The organism is Marinobacter sp. V032, assembly GCF_052645435.1.
Map to the genome: position 1 here is coordinate 367,657 of NZ_JBQXYE010000001.1, position 19,582 is coordinate 387,238.

Consider the following 19,582-nt stretch of genomic DNA (forward strand, 5'->3'; position numbering starts at 1 on the left):
AAAGAGAGAGACAACACCATGGCTAAGAAAAATTTGATCGTGATTGGTAATGGCATGGTTGGCCATCACTTTCTTGAACAGTTTGCCGACACCCCTGCGGCTGCGGATTACACCATTCACGTGTTCGGTGAAGAACCACTGATCGCCTATGACCGCGTTCATCTGTCCGAATATTTCGGGGGCTCAACGCACGCCGATCTGGCGATGGGCACTGCCGACCAGTACACGGAAAAGCAGATCCAGCTTCACCTGGATGAACAGGTAACGGACATTGATCGTGACCAGCGGGAAGTCATTACGCCGAAAGGCCGCTACCGCTACGACGCCGTCGTGCTCGCCACGGGCTCCTATCCATTTGTGCCCCCCATTCAGGGCAACGATCAGCCGCATTGTCTGGTGTATCGCACACTGGCCGATCTCGACGCTATCCGTGCCAGCTCCGAAGGCGTCAAACGCGGCGTTGTTGTCGGTGGTGGCCTGCTCGGTCTGGAAGCTGCCAACGCGCTTAAATGCCTGGGGCTCGAAGCGCATGTGGTGGAGTTCGCCCCACGTCTGATGCCGGTGCAGCTCGATTCAGACGGCGGCACGCTGTTACGTCGCAAAATCGAAGAACTGGGCGTACAGGTCCATACCGAGAAAGCCACAACCGAAATCGTCGCCGGTGACGAACACCGTCTGCGAATGAACTTCAGTGACGAGTCCCATCTGGAAACCGACTTGATCGTGTTCTCGGCGGGTATCCGTCCGCAGGACACATTGGCCCGCAGCTGCGGTCTCGAAATCGGTGAACGTGGTGGTATCGTGATTGACGATTACTGCACCACCTCCGACCCCCAGATTTTTGCTATCGGCGAATGTGCGCTCTGGAGTAACCGTATTTTCGGCCTGGTCGCTCCCGGCTACACCATGGCACGCACCGCCGCTGCGCGACTGAATCAGGATACAGAAGCCTCCTTCGTTGGTGCCGACATGAGCACCAAGCTCAAGCTGCTTGGCGTTGATGTGGGCTCGATCGGCGACGCGCACGCCTCCACACCGGGTGCTCGCAACATTCGTTTCAACGACGAACAGGCGGGCACCTACGGCCGTCTGGTAATCAGCGAAGATGGCAAGAAACTGCTGGGCGCCATTCTGGTGGGCGATAACGGCCCTTACGACACCCTGCTTCAATACGCGCTGAATGGCATCGACCTGCCGGCCAACCCGGAAGTTCTGATTCTGCCCGCCAGCGAAGGTGGCGCGCCGACGCTGGGACCGGATGCACTGCCCGAAACAGCGTCGATCTGCTCCTGCCATAACGTCACCAAAGGTGATATCTGCTGTGCGATTGACGCCGGCTGCACTGACCTTGGTGCAGTCAAATCACAAACCAAAGCCAGTACCGGTTGCGGTGGCTGCTCGGCACTACTCAAAAACGTGGTGGATGCCGAGCTGGAAAAACGCGGCGTCGAAGTCAGCAAAGATATCTGCGAACACTTTGCGTACAGCCGTCAGGAACTATTCCACCTGGTCAAAGTGAACGGCATCCGCACCTTCCACAGCCTGATAGAGCAATACGGCAAAGGACATGGGTGCGATATCTGCAAACCGACCGTGGGGTCGATTCTGGCCACCTGCTGGAACGAACACATCATGGCCACCGATCACGTGCCTTTGCAGGACACCAACGATACCTTCATGGCCAACATGCAGAAAAACGGCACCTATTCCATCGTGCCACGGGTACCGGGCGGCGAAATAACGCCGGACAAACTGATCGTGCTGGGTGAAGTAGCCAAGGAATACAACCTCTACACCAAGATCACCGGTGGCCAGCGGATCGACCTGTTTGGCGCCACCTTGAGCGAGCTGCCGGAAATCTGGGAAAAACTGATCGCCGCTGGCTTTGAAACAGGCCACGCCTACGGTAAGTCACTGCGCACCGTGAAGTCCTGCGTTGGCAGCACCTGGTGCCGCTACGGCGTGCAGGACAGTGTGGGTATGGCGATCCGTCTGGAAGACCGCTACAAGGGCCTGCGTTCCCCCCACAAGATCAAGTTCGCGGTGTCAGGTTGCACTCGCGAGTGCGCCGAGGCACAGAGCAAGGATATTGGTGTGATCGCAACAGACAAAGGCTGGAACCTGTATGTCTGCGGCAACGGCGGCATGCGCCCACGTCATGCGGATCTGTTTGCGACCGACCTTAACGATGAGCAGCTGATCAGCGCCATCGACCGGGTGCTGATGTTCTACGTTCGCACCGCCGACCGCCTGCAACGGACCAGCGTCTGGATGGAAAACATGGAAGGCGGCCTCGACTACCTCAAGGATGTGGTACTGAACGACAGCCTTGGTATTGGTGAAGAACTCGAGCAGCACATGGCCAGCATTATCGGCACCTACCAGTGCGAGTGGAAATCCACCGTTGAGGATCCCGAGAAGCGCAAGCGCTTCCGTGAGTTCGTCAACGATGAGCGCAAGGATCCCGTGCAGCATTGGGTTGAGGAACGTGGCCAGCGCCGCCCCGCACCGAAAGCTGAAACCGAAACAGCCTGACCGATACCGGCATGGCCGCCACCAGAGCTGCCATGCCGGTCATGAAAAAGGAGAACATCATGTCTGATCTACAGTGGATTACTGTCGCAAGACAAAGCGATCTGATCGCCGAATCCGGCATCGCCGTCTGGACCCCTGCCGGGCCCGCGGCCCTTTTCTACCTGCCCGGCTCCAAGCAGCCGCTTTATGCCATCGGCCACTACGATCCAATCGGCAAGGCCAATGTGCTGGCCCGGGGTATTGTCGGCGACATCAAGGGGGAGCTGGTAGTCGCGTCACCGCTCTATAAACAGCACTTCAGCCTCAGCACCGGCCAGTGCCTGGAAGATGAGACCGTGAGCGTCCCGACGTTCGAAGTACAACGCGATGGAGACGAGATCAAACTGGGCATCAGGGTAAAGCAGGTTGAGGGGTGTGCAGCCTGACTCAGCAAAGGTCACCCGGCATCGGTCGATGACCGGGTGACGCTCAGGACTCACCGGTTGCGCAGTTAATCTATAAACGATGCATTCTTGACGGACACCTGATCGTTCAGGGTCCAGAAGTCATAGAGTACGCCGAGCATGAACAGACCGCCGGTGAACAGATAGATCACGCCGGTGATCCACTTGCCCATGTACATCCGGTGGATGCCGAACACCCCCAGAAAGGTCAGGAGCAACCATGAAATGTTGTAGCTGGTATCGCCGCCGCGAAACCTCAAATCCGCTTCAGCATCCATCCCCGGGATCAGAAAGAAATCGATAATCCAGCCAATAAAAAACAGCCCGAGCGTAAAGAACCAGATCGTCCCAGTTACAGGCTTCCCGTAGTAAAAACGATGAGCGCCCAGAAATCCGAAAATCCAGAGCAGGTATCCAAACGCTTTACTGTGCGTGTCCGTGTGAGGCATGCCGTTATCTCCAGCAGTTAATCCGAACTGTCTTTCGCACTTTCACCCGGCACCCATCACTCCGTGCGGACTGACAGCCTATGGCCCCAGTTCGGGCGCAGGATCCGGCCCGTCTTCGCGGAACTCACTGGCTGATTTGCCAGTCCACTTGCGAAAGGCGCGACTGAAATTGGAAAGATCAGCATAACCCAGCTCGTAGGCAATTTCGCTAATCGATTGATTGGTATAACGCAGTAACTGGATCGCCCGGTTCTTGAGCACTGACTCGACAATCTCACGATAGGTTGTGTCACGATCCGCCAGCCGCCGCTTCAGGGTACGGGAGGACACACAAAAGCGCTCCGCCATGACATCAAGTGAGGGCAGAGGCCCTGGCGTCAGCTGCAACATATTGCGGATCGCCAGCACAATATCGCCCTGTTCCTTCAGCGCTTTCTGAAGTTCAAACTCACACTGGCTGCGCGCCATCTCGGACGCATCGGCATCCGCAAGCCGCATGCGGATATCCATGAATTTTACAGGAAACACCATCATTTCCGCTTCAGCACCATACTCGAAGCTGACCGGTAGCTGCGCCGCAAAGCGAGGGTAATACGCCGGTTCAGGGCAGCTCAGCCGCGCCGTCACGCCGGGCAGCTTGCCATTTTCCAGCGTAAAGCCAAGCTCCGAAGCACTGTCGCGGTCGACCAGCTGCTCTGCCAGCATCACCAGTGTCGCCATCACCGTCTCGGCCAGAAAGTGATAGAGCCCGGGCACCTCGAACTCACTTCTGAGCTGCACCAGCATATGCTCCCCGGTATCGCGCATGACAAGACTCAGAAAGGGTGCCCGCAACTGCAGATAACGGCGCACGGAATCCAGCGCACCGCCAACGGTCGGGCTGGTCAGCGCGGCAAAACCGAGCGTGCCGTGAATCGTCACCCGCAGCTCTCTGGCCAGCAGAAAACTCAACCCGTCCTTACCGGCCATTGCCATCGCCCGGTCCGCGAAAATGATGGCATCTGTCACAAACACCCGACTATCGGCTGCCTGCAGCTCGTCCGGTGCAAAACTAAGCCCTTCATATAGCCGCCGGTCGTCGTGACCCAAACGCTTGACCGTATCCGCCAGCACACGCAAATAAACGCCGGGCAGCAAAAACAGCCCCAGCATCTGGCGTTCTTTATCGGGAGAAGGCTTGGCCATGTTATGTCCTTTTAGATCCGTTTCGTCGGTCTGGATAGGAAGACGCTGAACAGCACTCAAGGCGTAGCTGTTTGGCGACGCCTCATACAGATGCTACCAGATGACGCCCTCACCCTATTTGGTGCAGCGCCCAGCGATACCGGTCGTTGAGGTCAATTTATGAGACTGATGGCCCAAGGTCCACGGCCAACGTCCTCTTTACGCATGGTGGTTAATGCTTGTAACCGGGAAACTGGTCCTATGACATCGGCTCAGGCGCAACCTGCGCATAGGAGGAGTAATGCTGAACACGTCAACAGACAGCAAGAAGGCGACATCCGCCCGCAAACCCGATCACGTTGAAATCAAGGCCCAACGCATGGGGTTCGAGTTTAACGAACAGGTTCCCCATTACTGGCTGGACAACAACTACCTGTTGAGCCATATGATGAATGCGCTTTCCGTGCTGTTTCCCCAGGGCGAGCAGTTCTTTGTGGATGCGGTCCGCGCCTATCGGGACGATATAACCGACCCCGAACTCAAAGAAGAAATGCGCGGCTTTATTGGGCAGGAAGCCATGCACTCGCTGGAACACAAAGCAATGAACCAGCACGTTCGTGATCAGGGCATGCCGGTTGAGGCGCTCGAGAAACACCTCGAGGTGGTCCTGAATCTATCGAAAAAGCTACCCAAGCGTCACCAACTGGCGATCACCTGCGGCCTGGAGCACATGACCGCGATGATGGCTGACATGCTGCTGGAGCGGTCGGACATCCGCGATGACATGCACGAAACCATGCGCCCGCTGTGGATGTGGCATGCCATTGAGGAAACCGAACACAAGGCGGTGACCTATGATGTTTTTGAGCAGGTAGGCGGCACCTATGCGGAACGCACCTTTTACCTGGCATTCAGCACGGCGGCGCTCGGCGTAATGGCCACCTACTTCACCACTCGAATGATGCTGAATGACCGCAAGAATTTTTCCCTTAAAGACAGTGCCAAAGGACTCTGGCGCATGTGGGGTAAAAACGGTGCCTTCTCAAGCCTGATACCGACCTGGCTTGAATACTTTAAACCGGGCTTCCACCCCTGGCAGCATGACAACAGTGAACTGATCGCCAGCTTCAAGGAGCAGATCAGTGCCCACATTGCCCCGCAATACCAAAAGGGCAGCAACCGGACCCTGCAGTGATCTGACGCCTACCTTGAACAAAGGCCCGCACATGCGGGCCTTCTGCGTTTTACATGACGGCGCCAGGATTCCTATCGACTAATTGTTCATTTGATATTCTCCGCCAATCATCAATGCTATAGACATACTTCCGTATGGGCTCAAAAGGAGAGGGTAACGATGAAGCAATTATTGATGCTGGTCGGTGATTACGTTGAGGATTACGAGGTCATGGTCCCCTTTCAGGCCCTGATGGCCGTGGGGTACGAAGTTCACGCTGTCTGCCCGGACAAAAAATCCGGCGAAATCGTCCGTACCGCGATTCACGATTTTGAGGGCGATCAGACGTATTCCGAGAAGCCGGGCCACAACTTTGCGCTCAACGCTACCTTTGCTTCCATCAATCCCGCTGACTACGACGGTTTGGTGATACCCGGCGGTCGTGCGCCAGAGTACCTGCGCCTGAACCAGGACGTACTCAGCATCGTTCGCTATTTTGCGGACAAGAACAAACCCATCGCAGCGGTTTGCCACGGTGCACAGGTGCTCGCTGCAGCCGGCGTACTCAAAGGTCGGGAGTGTTCAGCCTATCCTGCGTGTGGTCCGGAAGTTACGGGCGCGGGCGGCACGTTCAAAGACATTGAGGTTAATCAGGCTCACGTGGATGGCAACCTGGTCACGGCACCTGCCTGGCCCGCCCACCCGGCGTGGATTGCCGCATTTCTCAAAGTATTGGGCGCCGAGATCAAGCTGTAATCGCGGCCATCAGGCCGGTGGTGGCGTATCGGAGTAAATCGCCACGTCGGCCTGAGCGGTGTCATCCCGATCGAACACGGTATTGCGCCCCGCATGCTTGCCATCATAAAGCCGGCGATCAGCCGCCTGAAACAGTTCGCTGGCCCGATCCGCATCCGCCGGCCAGTAAGCGATCCCGAACGACGCCGTGATGTGCAGCACTTGCTGATCATACGTCATCGCCAATCCGGCAATCCGCTGGCGCAGATCATTGACCAGCTCAAGAGCGCTGGCGCGGTTCACGTCCCGCAACAACAGCCCGAATTCTTCACCACCCAAGCGTCCCACAGAATCGGTGGTACGCAACCGCTCTGAAAGGCATACCGCAATCCGCTGCAGCACCCGGTCGCCGGCATCATGCCCCAGACTGTCATTAACGCGCTTGAAGTGATCGATATCCATGATAACCAGCGCAAAACTGGCCTGGCTGCGCCTCGCCTCGCTCAGTGTGCGATCCAGCGTCGACTGGAATCTGCGCCGGTTATCCAGCCCCGTGAGTGCATCAGTCTCGGCCAGCATCACCAGACGATTCTCCGCGTCAGCGCGGCGCGTTTCATAAACCTGCACAAACAACAGCATCATCACCGCACAGAAAAACGGGTTAAGAAAATCAATAACGACCCTCGCACTGTTAATGGCTTCCAGTTGCACAAAAAAGGCAATGCCGCCTACCGCCATAAAAGGCGCAGCCACCAGGAAGCCGGCCATTCGACCCAACAAAAGATATGAAAACACCGGCATGATGAATACCCACACAAACGCCGTCGTCGACGCATCAGGCATCACAATAATGTAAATCAGAAAGCTGAAAATGGAGATCAGGTAGGCATAGGTCCAGAGCATCAACCGCTGGGTTTTCTCGATCCTCAATGCCGAAACGATGAGGGCTGCCGCAGCGCAAAACTCAAAAACCGAGAGCATCAGGTTGTGGTTGAAGATCTGAATGACCCCGAAAACCAACAGGACAATGCCGGTGCACATGAACATCATGCCCGTCAGCGCGCGGCGGTGCGCATCCCGCAGCGCAGACGGACGCTTACCAAGATCGGCAATCGCGTCGTCGCGCCGCGAACCGTCCAGGTTCAGGAGTTTCATGGGCCAATCCTTGAATCACAGGCTATGCCGAGTGCAGCCTTTCTTCTCGTTATTTGCCCAGTATAGACCACCGGCGCAATACTGAACGGCACAGCCCGCCTGCCTGACGCCCTCGATCAGCCCGTCGAGTCTCAGATATAGAGATTCTTTTTCGAGAAGCGCTCGACCAGCGGCTGGTAAGCCGCGCCCAACAGCCGGTTGATCATCTCGATCCCCCAGGCATCAGGCCCTACCAGAATACGGGAATCATTTTTCAGGATGCCTTTTATAATCGTCTGGGCCGCCTTCTCCGGAGTGGTCACCGCCAGCTTGTCAAAGCCCTTGCGCTGGGCTTCAGCGTTTTCCGACTTGCCCATTCGCGCCGAGTTCGCAATGTTGGTGCGGATACCACCGGGATGCACACAGCTGACCTGCACCGGCAGATTTTCAAGGCTCATTTCCTGGCGCAGGGCTTCAGTGAACCCCCGCACTGCAAATTTTGCCGCGTTATAGGCGCTTTGTTTGGGCACACCAATCAGGCCAAACACGCTCGAGATATTCACAACATGGCCGTCGCCGGATGCAATCAGGTGCGGCAGGAACGCCCGGGTACCGTGGGCAACACCCCAGAAGTCGATATCCATCACCCATTTGAAATCTTCATCTGTCATTTCCCGCACCGAGGCGGACAGGGCCACACCCGCATTGTTGATAATCAGATTGATCTGACCAAAGTCTTTGGCGACAGCCTCGGCATGGGCATAGACAGCATCGCGATCCGCCACATCCAGCACGTAGGTTTTGACGCCGACGTGCTTGCAGGCGGCCGCAGTCTGCTTCAGGCCCGCCTTGTTGACGTCAGACAGCGCCAGCCGGCACCCCTTTTCTGCCAGTTTCAACGCCAGCGCACGCCCGATACCCGAGCCTGCACCCGTAACAACCGCAACCTTGTTGGTTAAGTCTTTCATCAATCCCTCTCCATCCTGACGTATATGGCCCAGCCCGGCATCTGCATTGCCACCAGACAGCCGGAGTACAACACTCCGGCGCCGCGTTAAAGCACTTACTTTAAATAGCACTTTATCAGCAACTGCACATCCTTTAATGGCAGCAAACGACAATCTGGCGCGGCACTAGAGTCAGGTTCCCGAAGAGGCATATCGGACAGCAATCGGCGCGTTGCGCGGGCACCACATTGGCCTGTGATGACACCACAAAAAAGGAGCACACAAGGTGCTCCGTTTCTAAGACGTGTTACGCCAGGACAGGGCTGTCATGGCAGCCACGGGAAGGGCTCAGTCCTGTTTGTACTTTTCAGCCAGCTCGCTCAGGCTCAGATGCCCGCATTCTTTTTCCGCCAGAAAACTGTCTGAAGAATCAATCAGCACGTTGTCATCCTTCATGAAACGACGCCCCAGCAGTGCCGGATAGCTGAAGTGCCCGCGATCGGTCAGGGAAAACTGGGTTTCGTGGGTCTTGCCGGCAATACAGAAATCCATTTTGACGACATAACGACGCTGGGATTCGGCTCCCTTGCGTTTGATCAGCACCGTGCGGGTGACAGGGCGCTCAAACTCAAGCACCACACCTGCATTTTCTTCACTTTCCGGATCGAGATGGTCATCCAGCGGAAGATCGAATCTGACCCACTCCTCGCCATCCTTCTCGAATGGTTCAACATTGACAGCGTGCAGTGATGAGGTCTTCGCACCGGTATCCAGACGCGCTTTCATGCGTAGTCCGGTATCCTGCAAAACCACCCATTCGACAAATCCGAGCTGCTCCGCATCTGCAGAGCTGGCAGAGGTGTTGTCATCGGCGGCGGCCAGGGCAAACGGCGTCGTTAACGCCAGACTCGTCGCAAAACACAGGGTTAACCAGGTTTTCATGCAGGTAGATCCTCCGTTCAGTGAATCCGGGGGCGATCTCATCCGCCCCGTATATGGCAAAGAATCATGCCAGAAACCCGGCTGATCGATCTACGGATCTGAACGAAAGGTAATGCGTGTGCAATTATTATGTACAGGTTTTGAATGCCCCGAAATCAACGGCCTGACACAGGGTGGGCAAGCCGGGGTGCGCTGTCACGGTTTGCCTGTTCGCTCCTGTAAGCGCTAGGGCTCAGCCCCGTCCAGCGCTTGAATGCCCGGGTAAAGTTGGCGGCGTCAGCGTAGCCCAAACCGTCGGCAATCTGACTCAGGCTCATGGAGGTACTGCGTAATAATTCTGACGCCCGATCCAGCCGAACCTGGTCCACAACCGCCTGAAAGCTGATGTTTTCTTCCTGCAGGCGACGCTTCAATGTGCGTTCGGATACAAACAGGGTGGCGGCTACGCGGGCCAGCTTCGGTGGGAATGGATGGCTGGTTTCGATTACCCGACGCACTCTCGCCGCAAAACAGGCATCTTCGGTTAGCCGCTGCAAGGCTTGCTCGCACTGGGCCCGGGAGATGTTCGCCATCTGCTCATCACTGAATCGCGTTGGTGCCGCCAGTTCTGCGTTTGGAATCACGATAGCATCATCTACTGCTTCGAACTCGACCGGTACCGGAATCCGCTGGCGGAAACGCTGGTAATAGTTGGGCTCACGTCCCCGTCGGCGCACAAAGGTGCCATCAACCGGTTTACCCAACAGCTGCAGGCTCATCTTGATGCAGCCAAACAGTACGGCATCCATGATAAAACTCTGCAGCATGCCCAGCTCGCTGCCGCCGGTAAAACGCAACACGGTGTAATTGCCTTCGGTCTCCAGAAAAATGCCAAGGTGGGGTGCTCGCAGCTTGAGATAGCGCACCAGCAGACTCATGGCCTCGCCCAGTGTTCGACTGTTCATGGCGGCAACACCGAGTGGGCCATGCAATGGCAACACCAGTTCGCCGGCCAGCAGAATGCCCAGTCCGGGCTCACCGCTTTCAATGACCGCCCGGGTCACGAATTCACCGGCCTGGTTCATCGAGACCCGAACGTCATCATCGGTCAGACAAGCCGGATCAAGACCGACACGCGTCAGAATCGCCCGATCGTCAACGCCACGTTCGCGCAGAAGCTCTGCGATGGTATGGAGATATATGGCAGGTAGACCCAAGTCCTGAACTTGTGCAGCAGCGGCAGCCATGACGGCATTCCTCAAGGGGATGTATTATTGTAATACGATCGATTATGGACCGATCGCTGACAAAACCCATGACTGGAATGACGCGTCAACAGGATGATCGGGCCAAGTGCGTGGCATGCACTGGCAAGTGCTAGCGCCCCTGACGCGCCAGAAAATCGATCAACAGCGCCACCGACCGTTTCGGATTTTCAACCATCGGCAGGTGACCGACACCTCGCATCACATGAATTTCTGCGTGGCGCATATGCTGTCGATAGAAATCCACACAACCGGTTGGCGTGATGCGATCCCGATCGCCCCAGATCACCAGCGTTGGTCCGGTTCGCTCTGGTAACGCCTGCGCAGGCGCATAGGGGTCGGCGGCCATATCAGAGAACACATGCCGGTGCTGACCTGCTCGTTTCAGCAGATCGCCACCCAATAATCCGGTCATGGCAACCCCCATCGCAGTAACCTTGCCATTGCCAACCTGATTGAACATGCGGAAGACACCCGACCAGCTCTCGGGAATCAGCACTGACCGGTCGAACACCGGCGGCCGTTCAAGGTCAACCTTGTCATTTGCGGGAATACCGGCACTGTTCATCACCGTCAGGCTGACGACACGTTCGCCGCCTTTATCAGCCATCAGGGTGGCGATCGCGCCGCCCATCGAACTGCCAACCAGGTGAACCTCACCAAGCCCGGCCGCACCCAGCCACTGCAGCATCCGATCGGCCTGATCACGGTAACGGTAGGATGCGCCCACACGGTAGTCGCTCTCGCCGAACCCCGGCAGATCAACTGCGACCACGTGCCAGTCGCGGGGTAGAAGAGGCAGCCAGGCCCCCCAGTTCTCTTTCATTGAGGCCAGCCCATGCAACAGCACCAACGAAGGCCGGTTTGGTTTCCGCTTACCGGATTCCAGCCAGACAACGCGATGGTTGTCGATCACAGCTGAATGGCGGCGCATGCGTTGAAGCCAGCGATGCCCGGTGCGGGCCATCGGCCAGGGGTCGGGTATTCGGCTCAGAGTACGTTGAAGACCTGACACTACGGGAGAATCTGCGGGCATGACATAAAACCTTGTCGACGACGATAAATACCGAGTCTAACGGGAATGGCGACAGACAACATGGCTGTATGGCCTCAGATGGGCGGGCGAAACTGCCAGTGCTGGCGTCTGCTCATGGGCCGGTGTTGATATCCACATAAATCGGGTCGTGGTCCGATGAGCGCCAGGGCGCTGCCTGATAGAGGCGATCTGCCCGCCCCTCGGGATGATGCTCAAGGTTGTAATCCAGCATAGGCGGCTCATCTGCATTGATGTGCCAGACACCCACACCGGTTAACCGAGAAGCCGACGCAGTATCTGCCAGCACATAGTCCAGCGAGCCTTTAACACCGAAAAAGCGGTAGGTGTAATGCGACGGATTGCTGCCTTGCATCGGCTGACGATAGCCGCCGGCCGCCAGAATAGTCAGCGGCGATTCACCGGCATAACTGTTGAGATCACCCAGCAGCAGCGTTGCCTCCCGGGGCGATGCCGAGGCTAACCAGTTGACCAGCGAGCGGGCTGCATCTCGACGTGCCGGGGCATAGCACCCTTCGCCATCGTGCTGGTCGCTGTTGTCGCCTTTGGCATTGCGACAGGAGCGTGATTTGAAATGATTGACCATCACCCGAAACGAAAAGTCCGATGTCTGCGCTCGAAACCGCTGCACGACCGGCGGCCGGCTGAAGCGAGCGAAAGGGCCGTCATTGAGGATGACGGCATCCCCCACCGGCGTCACCCTGTCGGCACGGTAGATAATGCCAACCTGAATGGCATCTCGCCCTACTCGATTGCCTGTGTAAACGAATGTCCAGGGCACACCCAGCGCCTGCGTCAGTTCCGCGATAGCACTCTCGGGGCCTGAGCCGTCATTCTCCAACTCCATCAAACCGACCACGTCAGCTTTTAACTGCTGCAATGCCGACACCAGTTTTGCCTGCTGGCGTAACAGCTCCTGCCTGTTATCCGCTCCCCGGGCAGTGGGAAAACCGCCGCCCTTGCCGTCACCGTTAAAGAAGTTGAGCACGTTGAAGCTCGCCACCCGCAGACTGCCGTCTACCGGCGCCCTTGGCGCTGCGGGTCGGGGGTTACGGTCAACGACAACCGGCGGCCTGTCCGGCTGAATACGCCAGGCCTTGTATCGAAAATCCAGTATTCCGCTGACCGATTCAAGCTGACTCCCCGCCCGGACCAGACGATCAGCCCTGAACTGCCCACCCAGCCAGTTTGCACCATCCGGATTCTGGCGATTGCTGGCATCATCCAGCAGAATCCGGGTGATTGCGTTGCCCGCCATGGTCGAATCTTCGCTGTTGTCCTTTTGCCACTGATCAGTCGCGGCCAGCGCTACCACGCCGAAGCGTCCCAGATCATGGACATCAACGACCGTCAGCGGTGCCGAGAACCTGACCCGCATAGCCTCCAACGATTCCAGCCGGGAAGCCCCCGGCAAGGGAAATGACAGCATGACCGGTGCTGGTAGCGCTGCGGCACCACAATCCATCAGTGAGGACAGGCGGGTGACTTCCGTCAGGCCGTAATATTCTTTCACCTGCCCCTTGATCCGTACCCGATGTCCCACCTGGCCACCCGCACGTTTGGTGTGCACAAACACAGCCTCAGAGGTTCGCGAACTGTCATCGACATCCTCATCACTCGCTTGCATATAAAAGCCGGAGAGACCGTCTTTTGACCGGCTGTCGAGCGTCATAACCCCTTCAACAACCACCGATTGCCCCGCCAGCGGCGAGGCATCCTGTTCGCCCTGAATCCCGGCCACCGGCGTGTAGGGATCGCCACATTGCGCGACCACCGCGAACGGGGCGGAGCAGCACAAGAGCAGTGCGGTGATACGCGAGAGCATAAGTCTCCTGTTAAAGTGAAAGCAGTGCGACGCATAAGGCCGGTCAGCGGCTCAGGATAACCCGGAGACGACTTCAATGAGTATGACTGTGATTTACATCCTGCTGGGGATTGGCGCAATAGCGGCCCTGATGCTGATACAACGACGGCGAACCTCGACGGCAATGGGGGCGCTTGTGCAGGAAGGCTTCATCAAGGATCAGTGCTGGGACAGCAATGTGTCGCTGGTAACAGAGAAAGGGTCGGGCAGATTTGCGGTAGTGTGGCCGGGCACATTCAAGCTGTTTCACGCCAGCCAGATTACCGGGGTGACAATTGACGAACAGGAAATGGAAGCCAACCGGCACCGTTACAAGGTGGTTGTCAGCATTGATGACCCGGAGTGCCCATCCATTGGCCTGACCACTAACACCCGCAAGGATCGGGCAGAGCAATGGGCGGCAGGGATCGATCAGTGGCGCCGGCAGTATGCCGAAAGCCACTGACCCTTCATATCAGCCGAATTCTACAACCAGGCTTCCAAGGCCTCGGCATTCGCCAGTTCGATCTGCTGGATAAGCGGATCGCGTTTCGGCATGTCGACCCCCAGTCCAGCCAGGGAAAGCAGGTAGCGTACCAGTGATCCACGAGTCTCAACCCGCAGCTCACGATTCGTCATCGCATAATCATTGGCGATAATGTCTTGCTGCTGCTCGGTCAGGCGCTGATCCGGACGCAATATGATGGTCACCTGAGTATTCCACGCCTCATCATTGCGAGCCTTGTGGCGGCTGCGCTCAGGCAGTACCTGCGGATCGCCCCGGAAACGACTGAGCACAAAGTCGCGATATTCGCTGTTACATTCGCACCAGGCCCGGACATGCCAGCGCTGACCACTGTAGACCAGCGTATGCGGTTCAATTACACGACGCTCGCCCTGCGGGTTGGACAGTGAAAAATACTCTGCTTCGAGGCGACGCCCCTGGCGTGTCGCCATCACAATCGGGCGAACAACATCCGGCTCCGCCAGCCGACGGGGAATATGCAGAATTTCAGTGTTGGGCAAACCCAGGTCCAGCGATTCAAAAGTCTCGCTCAAGGCATGATCGCGCCCCAGTACTTCCAGATATTCGTCTGACCGCCCCTGAGTCACCGCAGGACGGAACTGGTGCGCTGGCACATAGCCCTTGAGGTGCCGGTCATACTCGAGATTGCCCGGCGCCACTTCACGCAGATAGGTATTGATATCTTTGGAGGCTTGCTGTCGGCCGATACCAAAGGCATGACAGATGTGATTAGTTGTCAGACGCCCTTCCCACAAGGCGATAATTTCAATCAGGCGGTAACGTAAAAGGAGATCCCACCGTATGGGCCAATCCGTTTTTTTCATGATTTGGTGCTCTTCATAACTGATTGAATTCCGATCATTCCTTGACCAGCGCTGAATATGCTAACAGCTTTCCATATGCGACGCGTGTTACGGCACATTAATGTTAAATAACGTCAAACATGATGTGTACAGTTTGTCGGTTTATAATTAAATCCACCACTTACATTCAGGTAACATCTCCGCCATAAAACTCTTCGCCCCGCAAAAGGCACGGCTTTGCGGGCGTCATTACGGTTTTACACAACGCCTTTCGGCAGGGTTTGCAAGGCAGTGCTATGTTTGGGCATGGACTGACCTGATAAACAGGCGGACACTTCCTGCCGGCCACTTTCCGGAGCTGTAAACATGACCCGAACAGTCGCATCGCTGTTTGCTTTGATTCTCAGCATTATGCTGCTGGTCAGCGGCAATGCGTTTCTGATGACATTGCTGGGCATCCGCCTCAGTCTTGAGGCTATTGATCCGGCGACCATCGGCCGCGTACTGGTGTGTTATTCCGTCGGTTTTGTGGTCGGTACGCTCTACGTTAACCGGATCATTGAGCGGGTCGGCCACATTCGTGCGTTTGCTGCTTTCGCGGCACTCGCCTCGGTTACGGCGCTGCTGTACCCCATGGCACTGACCATGGTGTTCTGGGCGTTGCTGCGGGCTCTTTCAGGATTCTGCATGGCAGGCGTGCTGCTGGTGATCGAGAGCTGGTTCAGCAGTCGAGCCACCAATGCCAACCGCGGCGCCCTGTTTGCCGTGTACCAGATCGTGTTTTTTGTCTCCGTGGCCGGCGGTCAGCTTATCGTCAACGTGGGTGATCCCGAGTCCTTCAAGCTATTTTCCATTGCCGCCATTCTGTTGAGTCTCGCGCTGGTGCCCCTGTCCCTTACACGGATGCCGGCGCCGACGATCGAGGTTGTTGAGCGGATGTCCGTGCTGACCTTGCTGCGCCAGTCCACCACCGGCATTGGCGGCGCGCTGATCTGTGGCGTGCTGCTCGGCGCCTTTTATGCGTTGGGGCCGGTATACGCCACGATGATCGGCCTTGACCTTAAACAAACCTCCCTGTTTATGGCGATTGCGATTGTGGCGGCGATGATACTGGCATGGCCGCTGGGTCGTATTTGCGACCGCCATGATCGCCGGCGCGTAATGTTAAGCGTGTCGTTTATCGGCGCAATTGCAGCGCTGGCAGCTGCTTTGTTAGGCGTCGAGTACCCGATTCTGCTGATCGCAGCAGTCGGCGCATTTACCGGGCTGGCGGCGGCGCTCTATCCAATCGCGGTGGCCATCACCAATGACCGCATGGAGCAGCACCACATCGTATCGGCCAGCGCCACATTGCTACTGAGCTATGGCATTGGCAGCGTCATCGGCCCTGTCGTCATGTCTGAATTGATTGCCATCATCGGACCCCAGGGATTGTTTTTGGGCTGTGCCGGGTTCCTGCTCCTGCTCGCTGCGATGACCGGCTATTACATCGTTACAACCGAGGATATTCCGATAGAAGCGCAGGAGCATTTCGTGGCGACCATGCCGCAAAGCTCAACCGCACTGGCAGAAATGGATCCGCGAAACGAAGACTTTCATGTCTCGGCAGAGGTGCAAGCAATGGAAGAAGAGGAAGAAACCCGCCATCAGTAGCCATAGGCGGGTCTTGGACAAGGCCTCAGGGCGAGCCTTTATTCCGCCTCAAAATCTCTAGGTTCCTGGCGGTCACATTTGACGCAGGCCAGCGTCGTGCCGATTCGCCCGGCTCGACCTGAGGCCGTCGTCGTCCAGGGCCGGTTCACGAATGGCGGCTTGTGGCGGACATGCTGCCGATGCCCACAGGCCAGTAACGCCACCCAGTCGCCTTCTTCATCCTGAACAAAGCCGGTAATGATCTGGATCATCCTGCAAACGCCCCGCTATCAATGACCTGCTGATTTTTCGGTTTTCCCTGAGTATGATTTTTACAACAAAACTGTTCCCATTACACATGTTAGCAAACTATTATTAGGGAACCTCTGAGTAAACCTGCCTGTGCCTCTAGCGGGTAATCATTCCTATTTTAAAGTTGGGAGTCTGAATCAATGAAGGATCAATTTCCTTTTGCTGTTGCCCGAGTCACTCGTCGCTGGCGCAAACTGCTGGATGAGCGTCTGAAGGAGCTAGGCGTAACCCAGGCACGCTGGACCACCATGGTTTACCTGCAAAAAGGCGGAGAAGGCCTGACCCAGCGTGAGCTGGCCAACCTCATGGCCATTGAAAACCCGACGCTGGTGCGTTTGCTGGATAGCCTTGAAGGCCAGAACCTGATCGAGCGTCGCCCCTGCCAGAAAGACCGTCGGGCACGTCGCCTGCACCTGACGCCGTCCGGCGAAGCGTTTATGGATGACCTGAACAGCCGCGCAGACACCTTGCGCGAAGAGATGCTGGAAGGCGTCAGTGACGACGACCTCGCCATTGCGATGAGCGTGTTCAACCGCATCATGATTAACGGCGATCAGCTACAGAATCGTTGAGAGCAAGTCTCGCGGGTCACTCCGATGGCCCACAGGAATGATGACAGGTGGCGGTTAACCCAACCGCCGCCGAGTCAGCAGAAAGATGAAGTAAGCCCCACCCAGAATAGCCGCAATCGTACCCGCAGGCATTTGTTTGGGGTACAGCAGCGCCCACCCCAGCCAGTCCGAAAACAACATCAGCATCATGCCGACAGCGGGCGCCAGCCATAGTTGCGGCCATACTTTTCGAGCCCCCAGCATCGTCGCCACATGCGGTGCCAGCAAGCCGACAAAGGCAATTGGCCCCATAATAGCGGTGACCAGCGCACAAAACCCGCAAACCAATACCAGCAACACAAACCGGGAACGCTGAGTGTTCAGTCCCCGGGCCTGTGCGATGGCATCACCAGCTGAAATCAGCGTGAGTGCCCGCGAGGCCATCAGCGAGAACAGAAACAGCAACACCGTACCAGCCGCAAGGAACAGCGCCTGCCCGGAAGACACCCGATAAGTCGACCCCGACAGCCAGCCGATAATGGCATAGGCCTGATCGCTGCCCTTGGCGAGCACGAAGTGCACCAGCGCCTCAATCACCGCTGACAGCGAGATGCCTACCAGAATCATGATACCCGGCGCGTACCGGGTTTTACGTCCCAGTAATAACAGCACAGCCAACACGGAGGCACTGCCAGCGAAGGCGATAAACGGGCCACCTTCATGAATCGAGCCGCCGACAAATACGGTGAACGCCACCAGCGCAAACGTCGCCCCGGCGGACATGCCCAGAATGTCCGGACTGGCCAGCGGGTTGCGAATCAGGCGTTGCAGAATCAATCCTGCAACGGCCATTCCCGCGCCCGCGCACAGGGCGGTCACGATCCGGGGCCAGCGCAGCGACAACACGAGATCCGACGGCCACTGGAATAGCGCCGACAGATCGAACGGCGAGAGCGCAGCCGGCGCAAATGCCAGATGTAAAAGCGTCAGCAAGGTCAGCAATACAGGCACACCAATCCAGACTCCGCGGCGCACGCGTGCTGCACCTTCCGGCACCTGTAACGCTGTCTGGTCCCGGGACGACAGCTTGCTTCGAGCGAACCAGATCAGCGCCGGCGCACCGATCAGCGCAGCAGTCGTTCCGCTGGGCACCATATCCGGCGTCCATTGACTGATAATGACAGCCAACCCGTCAGTAAACAGCAGGAATAGCGCCCCGAGAACCAGGCTGAATACCAGTTCGTCGAGCGACGTTCTGGCCCCCAGATTACGGGCAATATTGGGCGCAATCAGACCAATAAAGCTGATAACCCCTACCGCAGTAATTGCACTGGAAACCAGCCACAAGGACAGCAACAACAGAACCGCCAACACAGGCCCCGTGCTCAATCCCCGGGCGCTGGCCGCAGCATCTCCCAATCGTAAAAGTGTGAGCGGGCGGGGTGCAATCAACAGGATAACCAATGCAACACTAAGCTTGGGCAGCAACCACCTGACCCATTCCCAGTCGGTCTGGGTAAGATCCCCCGCTCCCCAGATAAACAGACTGTCAGCGGAATAGGGGTTCAGGAGGATAACCGCAGTGGCGACGGCACCCATCAGAATATGGGTGGCCATACCGGCCAGGATCACCGGCAAACCACCGAGACCACTGCGCCCGGCAATCAACAATACCAGCGTGACCGAGACAAGGGCGCCACCCATTGCAAACCAGGCACGATAATCAGCCAGCAGGTCCGGCAGCCAGATACTGACACACACCAGCGCCAACCAGGCGCCTGACGATGCGCCCAGCGTCATGGGTGACAACAGAGGGTTCTGGGTGACCTGTTGAAGCAAACTGCCCACCAGCGCCATCACAGCACCGACCATGACCGCCAACAGGGCGCGCGGCATGGCGGCGTAATAAAACTGGAACTCTTCGAAGGAATCCGGCGCGGCGCCGGTCGCGATGCGCCACTGGTCCGACAACGTCAACGCGCTGTCGAGCTGGAGATGAAGCAGAAACCCCACCAACAACAAGCCAACCGCCAGCCCGTAGCGGATCAGTCGCTTGCGCCTGACGTCAGGGGCGCTGCGAAACATAACGGCCGA

At 57.2% G+C, this 19,582-nt stretch carries 18 protein-coding genes; 7 read left to right on the top strand and 11 right to left on the bottom strand.

Annotated elements, in window-relative coordinates; translation table 11 throughout:
- The first annotated feature begins 18 nt into the window (after positions 1-18).
- A complete protein-coding gene (nirB, locus tag ACUN9X_RS01675) occupies positions 19-2,535 on the top strand; it encodes a nitrite reductase large subunit NirB (protein WP_445471998.1) in 2,517 nt (838 codons plus the stop codon).
- Positions 2,536-2,594: 59 nt separating this feature from the next.
- Positions 2,595-2,960, top strand: coding sequence for a nitrite reductase small subunit NirD (gene nirD, locus ACUN9X_RS01680; RefSeq protein WP_445471999.1), 366 nt, complete (start codon positions 2,595-2,597; stop codon positions 2,958-2,960).
- A 65-nt stretch (positions 2,961-3,025) separates the two neighbouring features.
- On the opposite strand, the gene ACUN9X_RS01685 is transcribed toward nirD, so the two are convergent.
- Both ACUN9X_RS01685 and ACUN9X_RS01690 read right to left on the bottom strand, forming a co-directional pair.
- Positions 3,026-3,427 carry an NINE protein gene (locus ACUN9X_RS01685; RefSeq protein ID WP_445472000.1) on the bottom strand — a complete coding sequence of 134 codons (402 nt, stop codon included), beginning with the start codon at positions 3,425-3,427 and terminating at the stop codon, positions 3,026-3,028.
- Between the two features lie 78 nt (positions 3,428-3,505).
- The gene (locus ACUN9X_RS01690) at positions 3,506-4,612 is read right to left on the bottom strand and encodes a helix-turn-helix domain-containing protein (protein WP_445472001.1); all 1,107 of its coding nucleotides are present in this window, start codon (positions 4,610-4,612) and stop codon (positions 3,506-3,508) included.
- Between the two features lie 280 nt (positions 4,613-4,892).
- Here ACUN9X_RS01690 and ACUN9X_RS01695 point away from each other — a divergent pair, with 280 nt between their 5' ends.
- Both ACUN9X_RS01695 and ACUN9X_RS01700 read left to right on the top strand, forming a co-directional pair.
- Positions 4,893-5,786 (top strand): metal-dependent hydrolase, encoded by an 894-nt coding sequence (locus ACUN9X_RS01695; protein ID WP_260037102.1) that lies wholly within the window; start codon positions 4,893-4,895, stop codon positions 5,784-5,786.
- Between the two features lie 159 nt (positions 5,787-5,945).
- Entirely contained in the window at positions 5,946-6,521 is a 576-nt protein-coding gene (locus ACUN9X_RS01700) for a DJ-1/PfpI family protein (RefSeq protein WP_260037104.1), read from the top strand.
- A 9-nt stretch (positions 6,522-6,530) separates the two neighbouring features.
- On the opposite strand, the gene ACUN9X_RS01705 is transcribed toward ACUN9X_RS01700, so the two are convergent.
- From ACUN9X_RS01705 to ACUN9X_RS01730, 6 genes are all read right to left on the bottom strand, one after another.
- The gene (locus ACUN9X_RS01705) at positions 6,531-7,655 is read right to left on the bottom strand and encodes a GGDEF domain-containing protein (RefSeq protein WP_260037106.1); all 1,125 of its coding nucleotides are present in this window, start codon (positions 7,653-7,655) and stop codon (positions 6,531-6,533) included.
- Between the two features lie 131 nt (positions 7,656-7,786).
- Positions 7,787-8,602, bottom strand: coding sequence for an SDR family NAD(P)-dependent oxidoreductase (locus ACUN9X_RS01710; protein WP_445472002.1), 816 nt, complete (start codon positions 8,600-8,602; stop codon positions 7,787-7,789).
- Between the two features lie 327 nt (positions 8,603-8,929).
- The gene (locus tag ACUN9X_RS01715) at positions 8,930-9,523 is read right to left on the bottom strand and encodes an ATP-dependent zinc protease family protein (protein WP_260037108.1); all 594 of its coding nucleotides are present in this window, start codon (positions 9,521-9,523) and stop codon (positions 8,930-8,932) included.
- A gap of 155 nt (positions 9,524-9,678) precedes the next feature.
- A complete protein-coding gene (locus ACUN9X_RS01720; RefSeq protein WP_445472003.1) occupies positions 9,679-10,749 on the bottom strand; it encodes an AraC family transcriptional regulator ligand-binding domain-containing protein in 1,071 nt (356 codons plus the stop codon).
- Positions 10,750-10,879: 130 nt separating this feature from the next.
- Positions 10,880-11,803 carry an alpha/beta fold hydrolase gene (locus tag ACUN9X_RS01725; protein ID WP_260037111.1) on the bottom strand — a complete coding sequence of 308 codons (924 nt, stop codon included), beginning with the start codon at positions 11,801-11,803 and terminating at the stop codon, positions 10,880-10,882.
- 112 nt (positions 11,804-11,915) lie between these two features.
- Positions 11,916-13,646 (bottom strand): ExeM/NucH family extracellular endonuclease, encoded by a 1,731-nt coding sequence (locus ACUN9X_RS01730; protein ID WP_445472004.1) that lies wholly within the window; start codon positions 13,644-13,646, stop codon positions 11,916-11,918.
- 76 nt (positions 13,647-13,722) lie between these two features.
- Here ACUN9X_RS01730 and ACUN9X_RS01735 point away from each other — a divergent pair, with 76 nt between their 5' ends.
- Positions 13,723-14,130, top strand: a complete 408-nt coding sequence (locus ACUN9X_RS01735; protein WP_260037115.1) for a hypothetical protein — start codon at positions 13,723-13,725, stop codon at positions 14,128-14,130.
- 20 nt (positions 14,131-14,150) lie between these two features.
- Here the strand turns inward: ACUN9X_RS01735 and ACUN9X_RS01740 are convergent, their stop codons facing one another.
- Positions 14,151-15,014: a helix-turn-helix transcriptional regulator gene (locus tag ACUN9X_RS01740; RefSeq protein ID WP_445472005.1), complete on the bottom strand. Its 864-nt coding sequence runs from the start codon at positions 15,012-15,014 to the stop codon at positions 14,151-14,153.
- Between the two features lie 345 nt (positions 15,015-15,359).
- On the opposite strand from ACUN9X_RS01740, the gene ACUN9X_RS01745 reads away from it, so the two are divergent.
- Positions 15,360-16,646, top strand: a complete 1,287-nt coding sequence (locus tag ACUN9X_RS01745; RefSeq protein WP_260037118.1) for an MFS transporter — start codon at positions 15,360-15,362, stop codon at positions 16,644-16,646.
- A 38-nt stretch (positions 16,647-16,684) separates the two neighbouring features.
- Here the strand turns inward: ACUN9X_RS01745 and ACUN9X_RS01750 are convergent, their stop codons facing one another.
- A complete protein-coding gene (locus ACUN9X_RS01750) occupies positions 16,685-16,897 on the bottom strand; it encodes a DUF3565 domain-containing protein (RefSeq protein WP_260037119.1) in 213 nt (70 codons plus the stop codon).
- 180 nt (positions 16,898-17,077) lie between these two features.
- Between ACUN9X_RS01750 and ACUN9X_RS01755 the strand changes: the two genes are divergently transcribed.
- The gene (locus ACUN9X_RS01755; protein WP_260037121.1) at positions 17,078-17,509 is read left to right on the top strand and encodes a MarR family transcriptional regulator; all 432 of its coding nucleotides are present in this window, start codon (positions 17,078-17,080) and stop codon (positions 17,507-17,509) included.
- Between the two features lie 54 nt (positions 17,510-17,563).
- Here ACUN9X_RS01755 and fhuB read toward each other — a convergent pair whose 3' ends face one another.
- On the bottom strand, positions 17,564-19,573 hold the full coding sequence (gene fhuB, locus ACUN9X_RS01760) for a Fe(3+)-hydroxamate ABC transporter permease FhuB (RefSeq protein WP_260037123.1): 2,010 nt from the start codon (positions 19,571-19,573) through the stop codon (positions 17,564-17,566).
- Between the last annotated feature and the right edge of the window lie 9 nt (positions 19,574-19,582).